The sequence below is a fragment of the Lysinibacillus sp. FJAT-14745 genome, assembly GCF_001275675.1.
Taxonomy (GTDB): domain Bacteria; phylum Bacillota; class Bacilli; order Bacillales_A; family Planococcaceae; genus Lysinibacillus.
Window position 1 is genome coordinate 263,350 of the sequence record NZ_LITM01000006.1, and the last position, 16,609, is coordinate 279,958.

The window sequence follows — 16,609 nt, forward strand, 5'->3', positions numbered from 1 at the left end:
CGTTCCAAAGAAAACTAATTAAAGCATACAACAAAGCGCCCACGGAAAAACACGTGGGCGCTATTTGACGCTTACTTAGCATAAACCAACAAGCTGTTTTTATATTATGATGAATAGCCACTATACCGTTATTTTACCAGCCACGTACGTATTGCACTGGAGGTGTAACTTCTTCTCCCAATTCCTTAGCAGCATGAAGTGGCCAATATGGCTCGCGTAGAAGAACACGTGCTAGGAAAATTAAGTCAGCGCGATTGTTTTGTAAAATTTCCTCTGCTTGAATGGCTGTCGTAATAAGGCCGACCGCTCCAGTTGGAATATCAGCACCATGCTTAATCTCTTCAGCATGAGTTACTTGGTAGCCTGGAAAAACATTAATACGTGCTTGCACGACACCACCTGTAGAAACATCCACTAAATCGACACTCTGTGATTTCATCCAGCGACTGAAGACGATAAAGTCATCCATTGTTGTACCATCTTCTGCATAGTCTTCAGCGGAAACACGCACAAGTAAAGGACCATCCCAAACACTGCGAATAGCATCGATGACTTGACGTAATAATCGATAACGATTTTCTTGAGAGCCACCATACTGGTCATTGCGTTTATTCGTTGCTGGTGATAAAAATTCACTAATTAAATAGCCATGTGCTCCATGGATTTCAAGAACATCAAATCCTGCCTTAGATGCCCGGACAGCTGCTTGTTTAAATGCCTCTACAACATATTCAATGTCCTCTAATGTCATCTCAGTTGGTGTTTTATAAACATCGCTAAATGCAATAGCTGATGGTGCGAATATTTCGCCATCTACAGTTGCTTTACGTCCTGCGTGTGCAAGCTGTATGCCGGTTTTTGCTCCGTATGCCTTCATTCCTTGAACTAATTGACTTAAACCTTCGATATGAGCGTCATCCCAAATGCCAAGATCGTTACTAGAAATACGACCCTCTGGTACAACACCAGTAGCTTCGACAATAATTAAACCAACTTGACCAGCAGCCCGCGTTGCATAATGTACTTGGTGGAAAGGTGTGACAAGCCCATCATCCTGTGCCGAGTACATACACATCGGTGCCATCACAACACGATTTTTTAAAGAGATATTTTGTAATTGATAAGGTTCGAATAATTTAGCCAATTTAAAGCCCCCTAATCCCTAGTGATATACCCTATTTTGCACCCATTATTTACTATTTGCAAGTGAACGAGATCGAGCTTCAGCTTCTTTAATACATGCTTCAATGGCTTCATTAAATTGATATTGTTCAAGAGCCTTAATTCCAGCTTCTGTTGTACCACCAGGACTTGTGACTTTACGGCGTAAGACATCAGGCTCATCGACGGATTGCTTCAGCATTTCTGCAGTACCGGCTAGTGTTTGCGTCATTAATAGTCGTACTGTATCCTTCGAGAGACCGACCTTTGCACCAACCCGTTCAAATGCCTCCATTAAATAATAAATATAAGCTGGCCCACTCCCCGAAAGAGCCGTTACAGCATGTAGTTGATCCTCATCTACCTCAATAACAGAACCAACTGCCTCTAAAAGCTGTAAGAAAATGGAGCGTTGTTCTGCTGTCACTTTGTCATTAAAGGCAATCCCACTTGCAGACATCCCAATAGTGGCAGAAGTGTTAGGCATAACTCGGGCGACTGGACGAGCACCTAGATGTTCTGTAATAGTAGAAATAGCAATACCAGCTAAAATAGAAAGAACGGCTGATTGCTCTGTAATTTTAGGCTTAAGCTCACGCATCGCTGCAACGGCATCTTTAGGCTTCACCGCTAAAATGATTAAATCAGCCTGCTGATAAATAGCATCATCAAAATTGCCATTTACATCATAAGTGTCGTGTAAAAATTGTAAGCGTTCCTTGTCTGAGCGATTGGTGACGTAAATTTCTTGTGCTGTAAATACTTTTTCTTTAATCCAGCCTTGAATCAATGCCTCTGCCATAGAGCCTGCGCCAATAAATAGTATTTTTTTCATGATAAAACCTCCAGTTCAATATCAATTTCGCCTTGGCGTAATTGTAGCTGATGCTTCGCTTTCGCTACAGAAAACATTTGTTGCTGTCGCTCCGCTTTCGCACAGATAAAACCGTGTTGCTGTCGCTCCGCTTTCGCACAGATAAACAATGCGTCCGGATTTTAATTGTGCTAGCACAATTCATTCCTTTGAAAATCCGTGACATCCGCCAGAGGCTTCGGGCCAACACGATGTTGGTCACTCAGTAGTGTGTTGTTGCTGTCGCTACGCTTTCGCACAGATAAAACCATGTTGCTGTCGCTGCGCTTTCGCACAGATAAAACCGTGTTGCTGCCGCTACGCTTTCGCACAGATAAATTGCCACAGGACGTGGCGTTCTTAGACTGAGTTCCTCTATTTCATTAAGTGTTTGGACACCTCTGAAAAGGAACCACAACTGCGTCCATCTCACCATCTTTAAAGGTGGAAGTCTTCTATAGCTGACGCTTTGCTTTCGCTACAAAAAACATATGTAGCTGACGCTTTGCTGTCGCTACGCTTTCGCCACCAAAACATTTGCTGAATGCAGATAAAAAAAGCGCTCTCGTCCTTATAAAGAAGGACGAAAACGCTGTTGTTTCCGCGGTACCACCTTTGTTTGCCAATTGGCACAACTCATAGCCCTTTTATCGCAAGGGAAACGGTTATGTTTTCATAACTGCTCAGAAGTAGGTTCGGTAATGGGAGCGGGTGATGTTACTTTCAGCAAATGTAACACTCTCTAAGACACCTTCACCAATTACGTACTTGGCTTCATCAACGCACAAAATAATTAGATTATTCAAAATTATATTAATAATACTTCAAACTGTCAACAGGAGGGTGACGAAAAGAAGAAAAACTTGTAAAATAGAATGAATCGGTATTCACTAGTTACATAAGTTGCAAGAAGGGGGAAACAGCTTTTGTCTATATACAAAATAGAAATACCAACACCCTATGACGTAGGAGATGTGAATGCATTTGTTGTCAAAGGCGATGCATTGACCATTTTTGATGTTGGTCCAAAAACAATGGAAGCCTATGATGCGCTTAAATGGGGTATTCGAGCAGCGGGCTTTGACATGCGAGATATTGAACAGGTTGTGTTAACCCATCATCATCCAGATCATGCAGGCTGGGTGGATGCCTTTCCAAACGCAGAAATTTTAGGGCATGCCTATAATGATAAATGGCTTCGTCATGACGAGGATTTTTTACGTTACCATGTGCAGTTTTACAGTGAGCGCTTATTTGAGCACGGTGTTCCTCAACAATATATCCAGCCAAGTGTCCATGTCCGCCGTGAAATAGAGCTTGTAGGTGAACGACCATTAACACAAATTCTTAACGATGGGGATGAAGTGCCAGGACATCCTGGATTAAAGGCTATTGAAACATTAGGACACGCACAAAGCCATTTAATCTACTGGGATGAAAAAACTCATCAAGTAATAGGTGGAGATTTATTGCTTGAAAAAATTACACCCAACCCATTAATTGAGCCACCACTAGACCGTACTTTAGGACGTACTAAATCGTTACTACAATATAATGAATCGCTAGAAATTTTACGTCGATTACCCGTAAAAAAGATGTATACAGGACATGGTGCTGAGCTAGAGAATATTCATGATTTAATTGATAAACGACTAGAACGCCAGCATCAGCAATCTTTGAAGGTCTGTGAATTATTTGGGGACGAATCATTAACTACTGTACAAGTAACGAAGCGCTTTTACCCAGCAATTTTTCAACGCCAGCTTGGTCTGACGTTGTCCAAAACGCTCGGTTATTTAGATTACTTAGAGGCCAACAATTTCATTACATCTACAAAAACGGAAGAAGGTATCTATTTATTTCAAAGGAAGTAGGTTTAAATATGAACATGAATAAAAAGACTATCTTCGTGACAGGTGCAACGAGTGGTGTAGGATTGAAAATTACAGAATTATTAGTAGCACAAGGTCATACAGTTTATGCAACAGGACGCAATGCGGTGGCATTGAAAGTATTAGAACGCGTAGGTGCAAACGTGATCCAAGCAGATTTAACTAATTTATCTACAATCGATGAAGTATGTGCACAACTACCGCCTCTTGATGTAGCTATTCTATCTGCCGGGGTAGGTAAGTTTGGCATTGCACCTGACTTATCAGATGAAGCTATTAGACAAATGGTAGAGCTAAATGTCAGTGTACCGATGTATTTAGCAAAACGTCTAGCAACACCTATGATACAACGTCAGCAAGGTCAGTTAATCTTCATCGGTTCACAGGCAGGAAAGGTAGCCACACCTAAGGCTAGTGTTTATGCTGCTACAAAGCATGCGATTGTTGGCTTTACGAATGGGCTTCGCATGGAACTGGCTCCGTATAATGTTAAAGTCACTGCGATACATCCAGGTCCAATCGATACACCATTTTTAGATAAGGCGAGTGATGAAAGTGGCTATCGCGAGTCTTTAGGAAGATTTTTATTAACAGCTGAAGAAGTTGCACAAGCTACAGTAAAAACAATTGAACGCCCAGTTCGAGAGGTTAATTTACCAAGGGTCATGGGGTTAACAAGCAAGCTGTATGCAATGGCACCTGCAACTGTAGAATTTTTAGGCAAATCATTTTTCAATAAAAAATAGTCATTAAACTGTAAACGTACTTAAGTAAAAATTGAGTGTGTTTACAGTTTTTTTATGTAATACAGTACTACTAAGCAGTTATCAGTGAAAGTCAAAAAACGATCGCTAGAAAAATAAACGACTACAGCTTAAAGGAAAATGACATATTTTCGTAGTTTTATAATTTGAGAATAAACAAAGCTGTTTCGCATATTGAATTCTCAGATTGTAGACGAATGCTATTTTCTTTGTATAAAGCTGAATGGGAATATAATCGGTAGTTTCCCACAACTGCCTTTTGTAAAGGGGGTGGAACTGTAGTGTTTTCGATTCCCTAGTGCCAATCAACCTTTGTTTATTGATACACATTGATTTTATAGTATTATTTTTCTTTTTTTTTTTCGTAAGTAACATGTTTACTTTCCTGAAATTTATATTATATATATTCATGTAGCGAGTAAAAATTCGTTTTTCCGAGTGAAAATATTCATAGTTGCTACAATGGCTTAAAGTATTGTAATGACTCACTTTTTACAATAAACATAAAAGTCTATAAATTTATAAAAATACACTTGCGCTTATTTTTATAACATGATACTATTCGTGTATAAACTTTTAAGTGGATGTATAAACATACATATCTTGTAGATTAATTGGAGGCGCATTTTTATGGCGAATAAAAAAGTAGTACTAGCATATTCAGGAGGTCTTGATACTTCTGTAGCAATTCCGTGGTTAAAAGAACAAGGTTGGGACGTTATTGCAGTTTGTCTTGATGTTGGTGAAGGTAAGGATCTTGAATTTGTAAAAAATAAAGCTCTTCAAGTAGGAGCAATTGAATCATATATGGTAGATGCGAAGGATGAATTCGCTGAAGGATATGCATTAATTTCATTACAAGCTCATACTTGGTACGAACAAAAATACCCACTAGTATCGGCACTTTCTCGTCCATTAATTTCTAAAAAATTAGTGGAAATTGCGAATCAAGTAGGTGCTGACGCAGTAGCTCATGGTTGCACAGGTAAAGGTAATGACCAAGTTCGTTTCGAAGTTTCCATCAAAGCGCTAAATCCGGACTTAGAAGTATTAGCACCTGTACGTGAGTGGGGCTGGAGCCGTGATGAGGAAATCGAATATGCTATGAAACATAATGTACCGATTCCTGCAACGTTAGATTCACCATTCTCAATCGACCAAAACCTATGGGGCCGTGCAAATGAAGCGGGTATAATGGAAGATCCATGGGTATCTCCACCTGAAGAAGCATACGGTTTAACAGTTTCTGTGGAAAATGCTCCAGATGAAGCGGAATACGTAGAAATTGAATTTGTTGCTGGTAAGCCAGTATCTTTAAACGGTAAAGAAATGAAGCTTGCTGATTTAATCCAAGAGCTAAATGCAGTAGCTGGAGCACACGGTGTTGGTCGTATCGATCACGTAGAAAACCGATTAGTTGGTATTAAATCTCGTGAAGTTTATGAAATTCCAGGTGCAAAAGTGCTATTAACAGCACATAAAGAGCTAGAAGACTTAACGCTTGTAAAAGAGTTAGCACACTTCAAGCCAGTCATTGAGAAAAAATTATCTGAATTAATTTATGATGGTTTATGGTTCTCTCCATTACGTGTAGCACTGGAGTCATTCCTTGCTGAATCACAAAAATTTGTGAACGGTACTGTGCGCGTGAAGCTTTACAAAGGTCATGCAATTGTGGAAGGACGTAAATCTCCAAATTCACTTTATAATGAAAAGCTAGCAACATATTCTAAAGAAGACCAATTCAACCATGCTTCAGCAGTAGGCTTCATCGAATTATGGGGTCTGCCAACAGTGGTTAACTCTTCAGTAAATAAAAATTAATCTTTTGACAGCAGGGTGTAGTGTAGCATTAAACGCTGTACTGCACCTTTTTCAAAAAGAATTTAAGGAAAAGGTGAGCTGTTATGACAAAACTTTGGGGCGGACGTTTCCAAAAATCAGCAGAAGCATGGGTGGACGAGTTCGGCGCATCGATTGGCTTTGACCAACAGCTTGTTCTAGAAGACCTTGAAGGTAGTGTAGCACATGTTACGATGCTTGGTGCAACAGGAATTTTACCAGTAGCTGACGTAGAGGCAATACTTGGCGGACTTGCACAATTACAAGAAAAAGCAATCGCAGGGGAGCTTGAATTTACAGTTGCTAATGAAGATATTCACTTAAATCTGGAAAAAATGCTCATTGATTTGATTGGTCCTGTAGGTGGTAAGCTTCACACAGGCCGTAGCCGAAATGACCAAGTAGCAACAGATATGCATATTTTCTTGAAAAAACGTGTGAAGGAAGCAATAGATTTAGTTGAGATATTCCAAAAGACATTGCTAGAAAAAGCTGAGGAGCATGTGGAAACAATTGCACCAGGTTATACACATTTGCAACGTGCACAACCAATTTCATTTGCGCATCACTTAATGGCTTATTTCTGGATGTTAGAGCGTGATAAACAACGCTTTACGGAGTCACTTAAACGTATCGATATTTTGCCTTTAGGTGCAGGTGCCATGGCGGGGACAACTTTTCCAATCGACCGCTTAAAATCCGCGGAGCTTCTAAGCTTTAGCGAGGTTTATGCAAATTCTATGGATGCAGTGAGTGACCGTGATTTTATCGTTGAGTTTTTAAGCAATTCATCTTTATTAATGGCGCATTTATCTCGTTTTGCAGAGGAAATTATTTTGTGGTCGACAGATGAATTCAAATTTATCGAACTAGATGATGCTTTCTCAACAGGTTCTTCTATTATGCCACAAAAGAAAAATCCTGATATGGCGGAGTTAATCCGTGGAAAAACAGGACGTGTTTACGGGAACTTAATGGGCTTATTAACAGTTCTTAAAGGAACACCGTTAACATACAACAAAGATATGCAGGAAGATAAAGAAGGTATGTTCGATACAGTCCATACAATTCTTGGTTCATTAAAAATCTTTGAAGGTATGATTCGCACGATGACTGTCAATACAGAGCGTTTGCACCAGGCAGTACACTCTGACTTCTCCAATGCTACGGAGCTTGCAGATTATCTAGCAACAAAAGGTATGCCTTTCCGTGAAGCACATGAAGTGACAGGAAAACTTGTATTCACATGTATTCAAAAGGGCATCTACTTATTAGACTTACCGCTTGAAGACATGAAAAAAGAAAGTGAGCTTATCGAAGCGGATATTTACGATGTATTAGCGCCTGAAGCTGCCGTTCGTCGTCGTCATTCATTAGGCGGTACAGGATTTGATCAAGTAATCATCCAAATCGACAAGGCAAAAGCTTGTCTTGTTTAACAATTAATTTAGCGTGCATGTCCTTGTGACTTTTGCATAGATATTCATTAAAGCTGTCCAGTGAGGCACTATGAAAAACCATTTTCCTTTTTCGTTAGAGCTAGAAGGTGAAACGAAAAAGAGCCCCTTACATAGGTGAAGGACAATCCCCAATTCTGGAGACGCGGAATTGGGGTTTTTGTGTAAAGAAATAACAAAGGGAGGAATTTCAATGAATGAGCGTTTTATAAAGGGGTACGAAACAATTAAACAGTATGTCACAAAGGAAGAAGCAGCACGAATGATTGAGGCTGATGCACTAGCTGATGTAGCACCAGATTTACGCAAAATGATTATTGAATTTGCATACGGTGATGTTTATTCAAGACCAGGGCTAGATGCGAAAAGTCGCGCACTTGTTGTCATTACAGATTTTCCGAACAGGAAAGCCCAATCCTTCAGGTGTGGGATGAGAGTGAGGTCGGATACGGAGTGCTACTAAAAAACTGAAAGGTTTGTGGTACTTCAAGTATCCGAAAATTCCGCACTTTTGTATGTTGCATTTATAAATAAAGCTGATACATTTAAGTTGAGAGAGGAATTTCCTCATCTTCAACATTTGCCAAGCCAATGAACACGTTCCTATTTTGTATCTACCGCAGGAAACGTATCGAGTGAAATCATCAAGCATTATGTGGAACAACAAAAAACAAGGGGGAAATACTATGCAAGTTAAATGTAGCAATTGTGGTTTTGCGTAATTTTTTAAAGACTGAAAATTCAATAAATTGCGCAACTCAGTTCATGGTCAATAATTAGATAAGCAATTATAGAAGAGTAAAAAGCTAGATTAATTAGAGAATGAGGTGAAGAACAATGTCGCAAACAATAACTGTTAAAGTCAAACTGCTTCCAACAAAAGAACAGGCTTCTATTTTGCAGAATATGAGTCAATCGTTTGTGTACACAATCAATTCCCTTGTTTCTGAAATGGTTGCAGAAAAGAAAAGTACAAAGAAATCAAGCAAGGATATTTCTACCGACCTGCCAAGTGCTGTTAAAAACCAAGCGATTAAAGACGCTAAAAGTGTGTTTAAGAAAGTGAAGAAAAATAAATTCAAGGTTGTTCCTGTGTTAATGAAGCCAGTGTGTATTTGGAATAACCAAAACTATTCTTTTGATTTCACGCACATTTCAATGCCTATCATGATGGATGGTAAGGCAATTAAAACACCTATTCGTGCTTTGTTGGTCGATAAAGAAAACCGCAATTTTGATTTGTTGAAACACAAATTAGGTACTCTTCGTATCACGAAAAAAGCGAATAAATGGATGGCACAAATAGCTGTAACCATTCCTACAAGTGAAAAAACAGGTACACAGATAATGGGGGTAGATTTGGGTTTGAAAGTCCCTGCTGTTGCAGTGACAGAAGATGGAAGTGCTCGTTTCTTTGGAAAGGGTATACAAAATAAATCTGTCAGACGTAAGTTTAAATCCAAACGTAAGAAGTTAGGCAAATTAAAGAAATTAAATGCTATTCGCAATCTTGATGATAAAGAACAGCGATACATGAAAAACCAAGACCATAAGGTTAGTCGTGCGATTGTTAATTTTGCTAAAGAAAATAATATTTCTGTCATTCGCTTAGAACAACTAACGAACATCAGGCAGACGGCAAGAACAAGCCGTAAAAACGAAAAGAATCTGCACAACTGGTCATTCTATCGTCTTGCTCAATTCATTGCGTACAAAGCGAACCTAGTGGGTATTAAAATTGAATTTGTAAATCCTGCGTACACAAGTCAAACATGCCCGAAATGTTCCGAAAAGAATAAGGCACAAGATAGAATATATAAGTGTAAATGTGGATTCGAAAAACATCGTGATTTAGTCGGTGCAATGAATATTCGATATGCACCTGTGATTGATGGTAACAGTCAATCAGCCTAAGATGCTATATGCACTGTCTTAGGAAGGGTAATGAGATCCCCTCATCTTGAAGGCTGTTCAAAACAGAAATGGACTGCGAACGCGTAGTCATTCAAGAATCCCACCCGTCATACAGTAAGGTATAGGGCTTGCGACTTTAGTCGTGGGAGTCTCAAAATTAGTTCCTTATATAGGTTTTCCACGTGTGCAAAATACTTTAACCATAGCTCAAAACCATAGCTCAACAGGTCTTTAAAGAAGAAGCTTAAAATAAAACTCTGCATTTTGGTGAAGTTTAAGAAGCCACTGTTGTTAAAAACGCTTATCACATGAATAAACTCTTGTGAAACGGTTCATATTAACAGAGGAATCACTTATTAATCTAATGTGATTAGGAGGATGTAGAATGAGTAGTCAAACACCCAAAGACCAGGAATCTCAGGAAAGTCCGCCACAGTTGTATAGGGTGAGCTTCTAAAATCTTAAGGAAAAGGTGAGGCAGAGGATATTCTGTTTTGCTGTAGCTTAAGAAGAAGCAAAAACCGATACAGATCAAATCAAATAGAAATAAGTGTTCTTGGGATCCAGATTTTTTCTGGGTCCTTTTTAGGTGCGCATTAATTGCCCTAAAGGCTGATTTGTGGTGAAGAAGACCCCGATTTAGAGAGAATTTGACTTTTTTAAAAAACTGTATTACTCTATGTATGACAGATTTCCGTTTGGTGATAAGCGATACAGATAGGAGGGGTAAGATGCATATTCATTTAGATCCAAGCAGTGAATTACAGCTCTATAAACAGTTAGCAAATCAGTTAATTGAGTTAATTGCTAAGGGAGAGCTAAAAAATGGTGACACTTTACCTTCAGTACGTTCAATGGCATCGGATTTAGGTATTAATGTCAGCACAGTTAGTAAGAGCTATCATGAACTTGAAGAAAAAGGGTTAATCGAATTAAAGCCGAAAGCAAAGGCGATCGTTATCGGTGGTCAAAAAAAAGAACTGAAAGAGACGGAAGTTGAAAAAGTAGAAAATGCATTAAAGCCAATTATGGCAGAGGCATTTGCACGTGGCCTCGAAAAAGATCAGATGACAAGTTTGTTTCATCGAATTTTAAAACAATGGAAGTAAGGGAAATATGCTTTTTATAATAAGCATCTTCATCTTTGGAGGCGTACTGGAAACATTAACACCATTTTTGTCTAGAAAAACAACAGTATTTGGTGTTTCAATTCCGGAGCCCTATGTGCAACATCAGCAATTACAAATATTTAAAAAGCATTACAGCATGGTGGTAGGGAGCATAGCAGTTGCCTTTCTTTTAGGCCAAATTATACTACTGTTTACGTCCATTCAAGAAGAGCAATTTGTTTTATTATCCTTTATCTTGCTTTATGTCATGCTTCTTATATCAGCTGGACTTTATATGTTTTATCATATAAAAACAAAAAAACTAAAAAAACAAGAAAATTGGGAAGTGCATGTGAAAACTGTTTATGTGATGGATTTATCTATACGAGATCGAGATGAAGTACTGTCACCTACATTTTTCACATTACCAATTATTATCACTTTAGCTTTAATTACCTTTACCTATATGAATTACAATGCCATACCTGATGTATTTGCTACCCATTGGAATGCAGCGGGTGAGGTCGACGGCTGGACAGAAAAAACATGGCTTTCAGTTATTGCACTGCCGCTTATTTTACTAGGGACACAAATTAGCTTTTTCATCATGAGTATAGGTATGAAAAGTGCCAAAATACAATTGAGTGCACAAGCGAAGGAGGCTTCAGCCAATAGAGAACTTACACAGCGAAAATATGGTAGCTGGTACTTAGCCGCGATTAATTATAGTATGACCATTCTTCTTGTTGTTTTACATTACACGACAGTGATTTTAAAAAATCAAACAGCTCCTTACTTCTTCCCTCTTTTTATCGTTTTTATGATCGTCTCTTTAGGGGGACTTATCCTCTTCATTTGGAAATTAAGTAAAAGTAATGAGCGCTTTGATGATTTACATACAAACGAAACAGCTGCAGCCGATGATCGATATTGGAAATGGGGTATTGTTTACATCAATAAAAATGATCCTTCACTATTAGTACAAAAGAAATACGGTGTTGGTTGGACTGTGAATTTAGCGAATAAATGGAGCTATATCATTTTACTTGTAATATTTTTGCCAATCTTGTTAGTCATTTTCATATAGAGGGAGAGATTTTATGAAAAAACTATTGTTGTTATGTTGTGCACTCTTATTATTAGTAGCTTGCGCTCAGAAGGAAGACAACACAAAAGGGAAAGAGACGAAGGGGGACAATAAAATGAATGAACAACTAATCGGAAAATGGGAAGGGAATATTGAAATCCCAAATGGAGCACTGCCGATTATCGTTGATTTGCAAAAAGATAGTGGGACATTATCAGTACCAGCACAAGGCCTATCCAATTATCCATTTAAAAGCATTAAATACGATGGTGATCAAGTGAGTGTTTCGATCAATTTAAATGGCTCGGCTATTGTCATAAACGGAACATTAAAAGATGGGCAAATTGAAGCAACGTTTCAACAAAATGGTGGCAAATTCCCACTTGTCTTAAAACCATTCAAAGAACAACCAAAACAACCAGTTACGTATGAAACGTTAAAGATTCCCGTTCAAAATGGTGAGTTAACAGCGGCTCTTCAAAAGGCTAGCAACGAGCCATCTCCAGTTGCACTTATTATAGCAGGCTCTGGTCCAACTGATAAGGATGGAAATTCAGCAATAGCTGGTAAAAATAATAGCTTAAAAATGATTGCGGAGGGGTTAGCGAAAGATGGTATTGCAACTGTCCGCTATGATAAACGTGGAATAGGCGATAATCTATCCCTTTTAACAAAGGAAGAGGATATAACGATCGACCAATACGTAGATGATGCTGTTCAAGTGATTAATACCCTGTTAGCCGATAAAGCATATTCAAGTGTTCATATTATTGGCCATAGCGAAGGCTCACTGATCGGTTTGCTAGCAGCACAAAAAACAAAAGTAGAATCCTTTGTTTCTATAGCAGGCACTGGAAGACCAATAGATGAAGTTCTGTTAGAGCAATTAAAAGTTCAGTTTACACCAGCCCTTCTAAAAGAAACAACAGATGCTCTTGCATCTTTGAAAAAAGGCGAGCTAGTGAAGAACGTTTCGCCAGAGTTACAATCTCTCTTCCGTTCTTCGATTCAACCGTATATGATTTCATGGTTAAAATATAACCCTGCAAGTGAGTTAGCAAAAGTGAATAGCCGAGTTTTAATTCTTCAAGGTACAACTGACTTACAAGTAGTTGCGACTGATGCGGAAGCGTTAAAGAAAGCAAAACCAGATGCCGAGCTTGTATATATGGACGGAATGAATCATGTGTTAAAAAATGCTCCAGCAGATCGTGCGAAAAATTTCGCGACATATTCAGACCCTTCATTACCACTTCATAAAGAATTACTGCCAGCCATTCAGCAGTTTATAATGAATGAAAAGTAGAGACTAAGCTCCCTCACGAAATGAGTAAATACCCGCGGAAGCAGGGGAAATACCCGCGGAAGCAAGGTAAATACCCGCGGAAGCAAGGCAAATACCCGCGGAAGCAAGGCAAATACCCGCGGAAGCAGGGAAAATACCCGCGGAAGCAGGGAAAATACCCGCGGAAGCAGGGAAAATACCCGCGGGAGCAAGGTAAATACCCGCGGAAGCAAGGTAAATACCCGCGGAAGCAAGGTAAATACCCGCGGAAGCAAGGAAATACCCGAGGAAGCAGGGCGAATACCCGCGGAAGCAAGGTAAATACCCGAGGAAGCAGGGCGAATATCCGCGAAAGCAGGGTAAACTCGCGCGAAATGGGTAAATACCCGCGGAAGTAAGGTAAATACCCGCGGAAGCAGGGAGAATACCCGAGGAAGCAGGGTAAACTCGCGCGAAATGGGTAAATACCCGCGGAAGCAAGGTAAATACCCGCAGAAGCAAGGTAAATACCCGCGGAAGCAAGGTAAATACCCGCGGAAGCAAGGTAAATACCCGAGGAAGCAGGGAAAATACCCGCGGAAGCAAGGCAAATACCCGCGGAAGCAAGGCAAATACCCGCGGAAGCAGGGTAAATACCCGCGGAAGCAGGGTAAATACCCGCGGAAGCAGGGCGAATACCCGCGGGAGCAAGGTAATGCCCATGCGAAACTGTATAATCATCCATTTTAGTATTGGAAATGCTCAAAATTAGTATATAGCCAAAAGAAGTATGCTCAAATCAAAAATGATGAGCATATTCTTTTGGTTTTTAGCGGTTCATCGGACGCCCAAATCAACCTTACTACGACTTTATCGTACAATAACTAAGCAAGGAGAGGTTAATTTCAATTCATTCAAGATGAATGAATTAGTACGGTTAATCGCATTCAACAAAATTTGAAAAGAAGGTTTTATTATGTATAGCATAGGGAAGTTTTCGAATTTGTGTAATGTTCCTATAAAAACCCTGCGTTATTATAGCGATATTGGGTTACTCGAACCATCCTTTATAGATCAAGTGACAGGCTATCGTTATTATGATTACGATAAAATGAATGAGCTGAATACTATACAGGTTCTAAAACATTGCCATTTTTCATTAAAAGAAATTGAACAGGTTATTAACGGAAAAAATGATAGGCAAGATTTAGAGGCAAGATTAACTAAAAAAGTTCAGGAATTAGAGCGCCAACAAGAAATAATCGCTGAACAAATTCAAAATATTGTCCAAGTGAAAAATTCTATAAGGAACACTGAAACATTTAATCCAAAACCAATATTATCAAGTTGTTACATAGAAGAGCGACCAAAAACGCAGGTGCTCTCCATCCGTGAAAAGATACATATTATTGAAATGGATAAGCTAGTACAAAAATTATTTGAACGAATATATGCGTATCAATTTGAGATAGATGGGGAGCTTGTTGCAATTTTCCACCAACCGGACAGGAACCAAAATATAGCAGATGTTGAACTGCTGTTACCAGTAAAAGGAACTCAACAGGGGGAGAATATTAAAGCAATACCAGAAGGTAAGTATGCTTGTATAACTGTAAAGGGACCGTATTCAGAGCTACATTTTGGCTATAGTCGCTTGCAGGAATGGCTGACTGAGCAATCCCTCCAGGTAGAAGGGATGTTTATGGAGCAATACATAAAGGGGTTAATCCCAACTGTGGTCGTAAATCCAATTAATATTAAACCAAATATTGAGCTACATCCAAATGATTTTTTAACGAAAGTGTTTGTGAAAGTAAGAAACTAGCTAAACTCTCCAGTAGCTGGAGACTTTATTCTGTATTTAGCAAGGTAAGAAATGTCTTGCTAGTAATATATAGAATGGGGTATATCGATGAAAACAAATACAGGACAGTTTGCATTTCTTAAAGGTAGTTCGTACGAGATTGGACAACAACAAGCGCAAGAATTTCAAAAAAGACCGTTTGCGAAATCGCTATTCTTTACGGAAAATTTCACGTCTGACAACGCTTATTTTGAAATGAAAGCACAAATTGAGCAGTATTGCCCAGGGTTAAATAAAGAATTAGAAGGCTTTGCGGAAGGCTTTGGCTATGAGCCCGAACAATTAAATTTTTATCAAAATGCGTGGTTAATTCCTGGGGGATGTAGTTTAGGTGCTGTTTTACCTGGAAAAATGGTGGATGGTAAAACATATGTTTTAAGAAATTATGATCTATCACCTGACATTTCAGATATGCGTTTATGTACAACAGACGTCGAAGGGAAATATATTCATACAGGATTTTCTGTTTCCACATTTGGTCGAAGTGAAGGCTTAAATGAGAAGGGGCTATGTGTTGCTTATGCATCGTGTGGTATGCCCATTGGCAAATATCCTGGCATGAGACCACCAGTAGTACCTGGGTTACAGTTTATGGTTATTGTTAGAGCTCTATTAGAAAATTGTAAAAATGTCGAAGAAGCAATTTATATGGTTAATAATATGCCAGTAGGAACGAATATGAATTTGCTTATTGCTGATGCAAATGGCGACGCGGCTTTGATTGGAACATATGACGGAATAAAAGAAGTTAAACGTGCAGAACTAGATTATCTTATTGCAACTAATCACGGACTTTTTTCAGCAATACAAGAAAAGGAGCGTGGCAAGCTCGAACATTCTCAATTAAGATACGATATTTTAGAGGCGAAATTTAAGGGAAGTGGAAAAAGATCTATTGACGAAATCCAAGAACTTCTTTTAACAGAGTTCCCTAAAGGATTATCTGTCCATAATTACAAAGAAAGCTTCGGAACAGTACATTCAATTTTGTTTAATCTTACTGATTTGCAACTGGAATTTTCATTTGGCTCACCAATACAAAATCAGGTAAACAAAATAATCGTTGGTGACAACTTTGCGAAAACACAAACATCTGTTGACTTTAATAATAAAAGCTATGGAACAGAATTTTGGGAAATAATAAAATCTTAAACAACAAAAAGACCTTTCCGTGAAAGGTCTTTTTGTATATACAAACAATCATACTGTGTCTGATAGTGAGAAGAGAAAGAAATAGCATTCGCCTAATTCGTTCCGCATTAATGCTCGGTGTTGACATTTACTAAAGCACAGAAGCTCGATTATCGTTACTTATTAAAAGTAGAAAAATCACTATGAATTGAAGTTATACTTAAAGGATCGAATATATTATGGGGGGTGAACGAGCTATTTAGTGGCTATT

General features: G+C 38.8%; 16 protein-coding genes and 1 pseudogene. 14 read left to right on the top strand and 3 right to left on the bottom strand.

Annotated elements, in window-relative coordinates:
- Window positions 1-133: 133 nt before the first annotated feature.
- The 3 genes from namA to AMS59_RS25135 all read right to left on the bottom strand — a co-directional run bounded on the left by namA (window position 134) and on the right by AMS59_RS25135 (window position 2,640).
- The gene (gene namA / locus AMS59_RS11290) at window positions 134-1,144 is read right to left on the bottom strand and encodes an NADPH dehydrogenase NamA (RefSeq protein ID WP_053483850.1); all 1,011 of its coding nucleotides are present in this window, start codon (window positions 1,142-1,144) and stop codon (window positions 134-136) included.
- Between the two features lie 45 nt (window positions 1,145-1,189).
- The gene (gene proC / locus AMS59_RS11295; protein WP_053483851.1) at window positions 1,190-1,996 is read right to left on the bottom strand and encodes a pyrroline-5-carboxylate reductase; all 807 of its coding nucleotides are present in this window, start codon (window positions 1,994-1,996) and stop codon (window positions 1,190-1,192) included.
- Between the two features lie 473 nt (window positions 1,997-2,469).
- Complete coding sequence (locus tag AMS59_RS25135; protein ID WP_156304624.1) at window positions 2,470-2,640, bottom strand: hypothetical protein; 171 nt, start codon at window positions 2,638-2,640, stop codon at window positions 2,470-2,472.
- 300 nt (window positions 2,641-2,940) lie between these two features.
- Between AMS59_RS25135 and AMS59_RS11300 the strand changes: the two genes are divergently transcribed.
- The 14 genes and pseudogenes from AMS59_RS11300 (at window position 2,941) to AMS59_RS11360 (ending at window position 16,359) form a co-directional block, all read left to right on the top strand.
- Entirely contained in the window at window positions 2,941-3,888 is a 948-nt protein-coding gene (locus tag AMS59_RS11300; RefSeq protein WP_053483852.1) for an MBL fold metallo-hydrolase, read from the top strand.
- 8 nt (window positions 3,889-3,896) lie between these two features.
- A complete protein-coding gene (locus AMS59_RS11305) occupies window positions 3,897-4,652 on the top strand; it encodes an SDR family oxidoreductase (protein ID WP_053483853.1) in 756 nt (251 codons plus the stop codon).
- Between the two features lie 648 nt (window positions 4,653-5,300).
- A complete protein-coding gene (locus AMS59_RS11315) occupies window positions 5,301-6,494 on the top strand; it encodes an argininosuccinate synthase (RefSeq protein ID WP_053483855.1) in 1,194 nt (397 codons plus the stop codon).
- Window positions 6,495-6,577: 83 nt separating this feature from the next.
- Entirely contained in the window at window positions 6,578-7,951 is a 1,374-nt protein-coding gene (argH, locus tag AMS59_RS11320; RefSeq protein WP_053483856.1) for an argininosuccinate lyase, read from the top strand.
- A 211-nt stretch (window positions 7,952-8,162) separates the two neighbouring features.
- On the top strand, window positions 8,163-8,432 hold the full coding sequence (locus tag AMS59_RS11325) for a carboxymuconolactone decarboxylase family protein (RefSeq protein ID WP_234007743.1): 270 nt from the start codon (window positions 8,163-8,165) through the stop codon (window positions 8,430-8,432).
- Window positions 8,433-8,516: 84 nt separating this feature from the next.
- Window positions 8,517-8,666 (top strand): annotated as a pseudogene (locus tag AMS59_RS25820) (transposase); the annotation flags it as partial.
- A 140-nt stretch (window positions 8,667-8,806) separates the two neighbouring features.
- Complete coding sequence (locus AMS59_RS11330) at window positions 8,807-9,883, top strand: RNA-guided endonuclease TnpB family protein (RefSeq protein WP_053483857.1); 1,077 nt, start codon at window positions 8,807-8,809, stop codon at window positions 9,881-9,883.
- A 731-nt stretch (window positions 9,884-10,614) separates the two neighbouring features.
- Window positions 10,615-10,992: a GntR family transcriptional regulator gene (locus AMS59_RS11335; protein WP_053483858.1), complete on the top strand. Its 378-nt coding sequence runs from the start codon at window positions 10,615-10,617 to the stop codon at window positions 10,990-10,992.
- A gap of 7 nt (window positions 10,993-10,999) precedes the next feature.
- Window positions 11,000-12,079, top strand: a complete 1,080-nt coding sequence (locus tag AMS59_RS11340) for a DUF1648 domain-containing protein (RefSeq protein ID WP_053483859.1) — start codon at window positions 11,000-11,002, stop codon at window positions 12,077-12,079.
- Between the two features lie 13 nt (window positions 12,080-12,092).
- Window positions 12,093-13,385: an alpha/beta hydrolase gene (locus AMS59_RS11345; protein ID WP_082337469.1), complete on the top strand. Its 1,293-nt coding sequence runs from the start codon at window positions 12,093-12,095 to the stop codon at window positions 13,383-13,385.
- A 20-nt stretch (window positions 13,386-13,405) separates the two neighbouring features.
- The gene (locus AMS59_RS25140) at window positions 13,406-13,762 is read left to right on the top strand and encodes a hypothetical protein (RefSeq protein WP_156304625.1); all 357 of its coding nucleotides are present in this window, start codon (window positions 13,406-13,408) and stop codon (window positions 13,760-13,762) included.
- A 58-nt stretch (window positions 13,763-13,820) separates the two neighbouring features.
- The gene (locus AMS59_RS11350; RefSeq protein WP_053483860.1) at window positions 13,821-14,093 is read left to right on the top strand and encodes a hypothetical protein; all 273 of its coding nucleotides are present in this window, start codon (window positions 13,821-13,823) and stop codon (window positions 14,091-14,093) included.
- A gap of 226 nt (window positions 14,094-14,319) precedes the next feature.
- The gene (locus AMS59_RS11355) at window positions 14,320-15,168 is read left to right on the top strand and encodes a MerR family transcriptional regulator (protein WP_053483861.1); all 849 of its coding nucleotides are present in this window, start codon (window positions 14,320-14,322) and stop codon (window positions 15,166-15,168) included.
- An 87-nt stretch (window positions 15,169-15,255) separates the two neighbouring features.
- Window positions 15,256-16,359 carry a C45 family peptidase gene (locus AMS59_RS11360; RefSeq protein WP_053483862.1) on the top strand — a complete coding sequence of 368 codons (1,104 nt, stop codon included), beginning with the start codon at window positions 15,256-15,258 and terminating at the stop codon, window positions 16,357-16,359.
- The last annotated feature ends 250 nt before the right edge of the window (window positions 16,360-16,609 follow it).

Excerpts from the sequence above, each read along its gene's own strand:
- proC (WP_053483851.1), bottom strand. The coding sequence starts at position 1,996 with ATGAAAAAAATACTATTTATTGGCGCAGGCTCTATGGCAGAGGCATTG.
- AMS59_RS11305 (WP_053483853.1), top strand. The coding sequence starts at position 3,897 with ATGAACATGAATAAAAAGACTATCTTCGTGACAGGTGCAACGAGTGGT.
- AMS59_RS11315 (WP_053483855.1), top strand. The coding sequence starts at position 5,301 with ATGGCGAATAAAAAAGTAGTACTAGCATATTCAGGAGGTCTTGATACT.
- argH (WP_053483856.1), top strand. The coding sequence starts at position 6,578 with ATGACAAAACTTTGGGGCGGACGTTTCCAAAAATCAGCAGAAGCATGG.
- AMS59_RS11325 (WP_234007743.1), top strand. The coding sequence starts at position 8,163 with ATGAATGAGCGTTTTATAAAGGGGTACGAAACAATTAAACAGTATGTC.
- AMS59_RS11330 (WP_053483857.1), top strand. The coding sequence starts at position 8,807 with ATGTCGCAAACAATAACTGTTAAAGTCAAACTGCTTCCAACAAAAGAA.
- AMS59_RS11335 (WP_053483858.1), top strand. The coding sequence starts at position 10,615 with ATGCATATTCATTTAGATCCAAGCAGTGAATTACAGCTCTATAAACAG.
- AMS59_RS11340 (WP_053483859.1), top strand. The coding sequence starts at position 11,000 with ATGCTTTTTATAATAAGCATCTTCATCTTTGGAGGCGTACTGGAAACA.
- AMS59_RS11345 (WP_082337469.1), top strand. The coding sequence starts at position 12,093 with ATGAAAAAACTATTGTTGTTATGTTGTGCACTCTTATTATTAGTAGCT.
- AMS59_RS25140 (WP_156304625.1), top strand. The coding sequence starts at position 13,406 with ATGAGTAAATACCCGCGGAAGCAGGGGAAATACCCGCGGAAGCAAGGT.
- AMS59_RS11350 (WP_053483860.1), top strand. The coding sequence starts at position 13,821 with ATGGGTAAATACCCGCGGAAGCAAGGTAAATACCCGCAGAAGCAAGGT.
- AMS59_RS11355 (WP_053483861.1), top strand. The coding sequence starts at position 14,320 with ATGTATAGCATAGGGAAGTTTTCGAATTTGTGTAATGTTCCTATAAAA.
- AMS59_RS11360 (WP_053483862.1), top strand. The coding sequence starts at position 15,256 with ATGAAAACAAATACAGGACAGTTTGCATTTCTTAAAGGTAGTTCGTAC.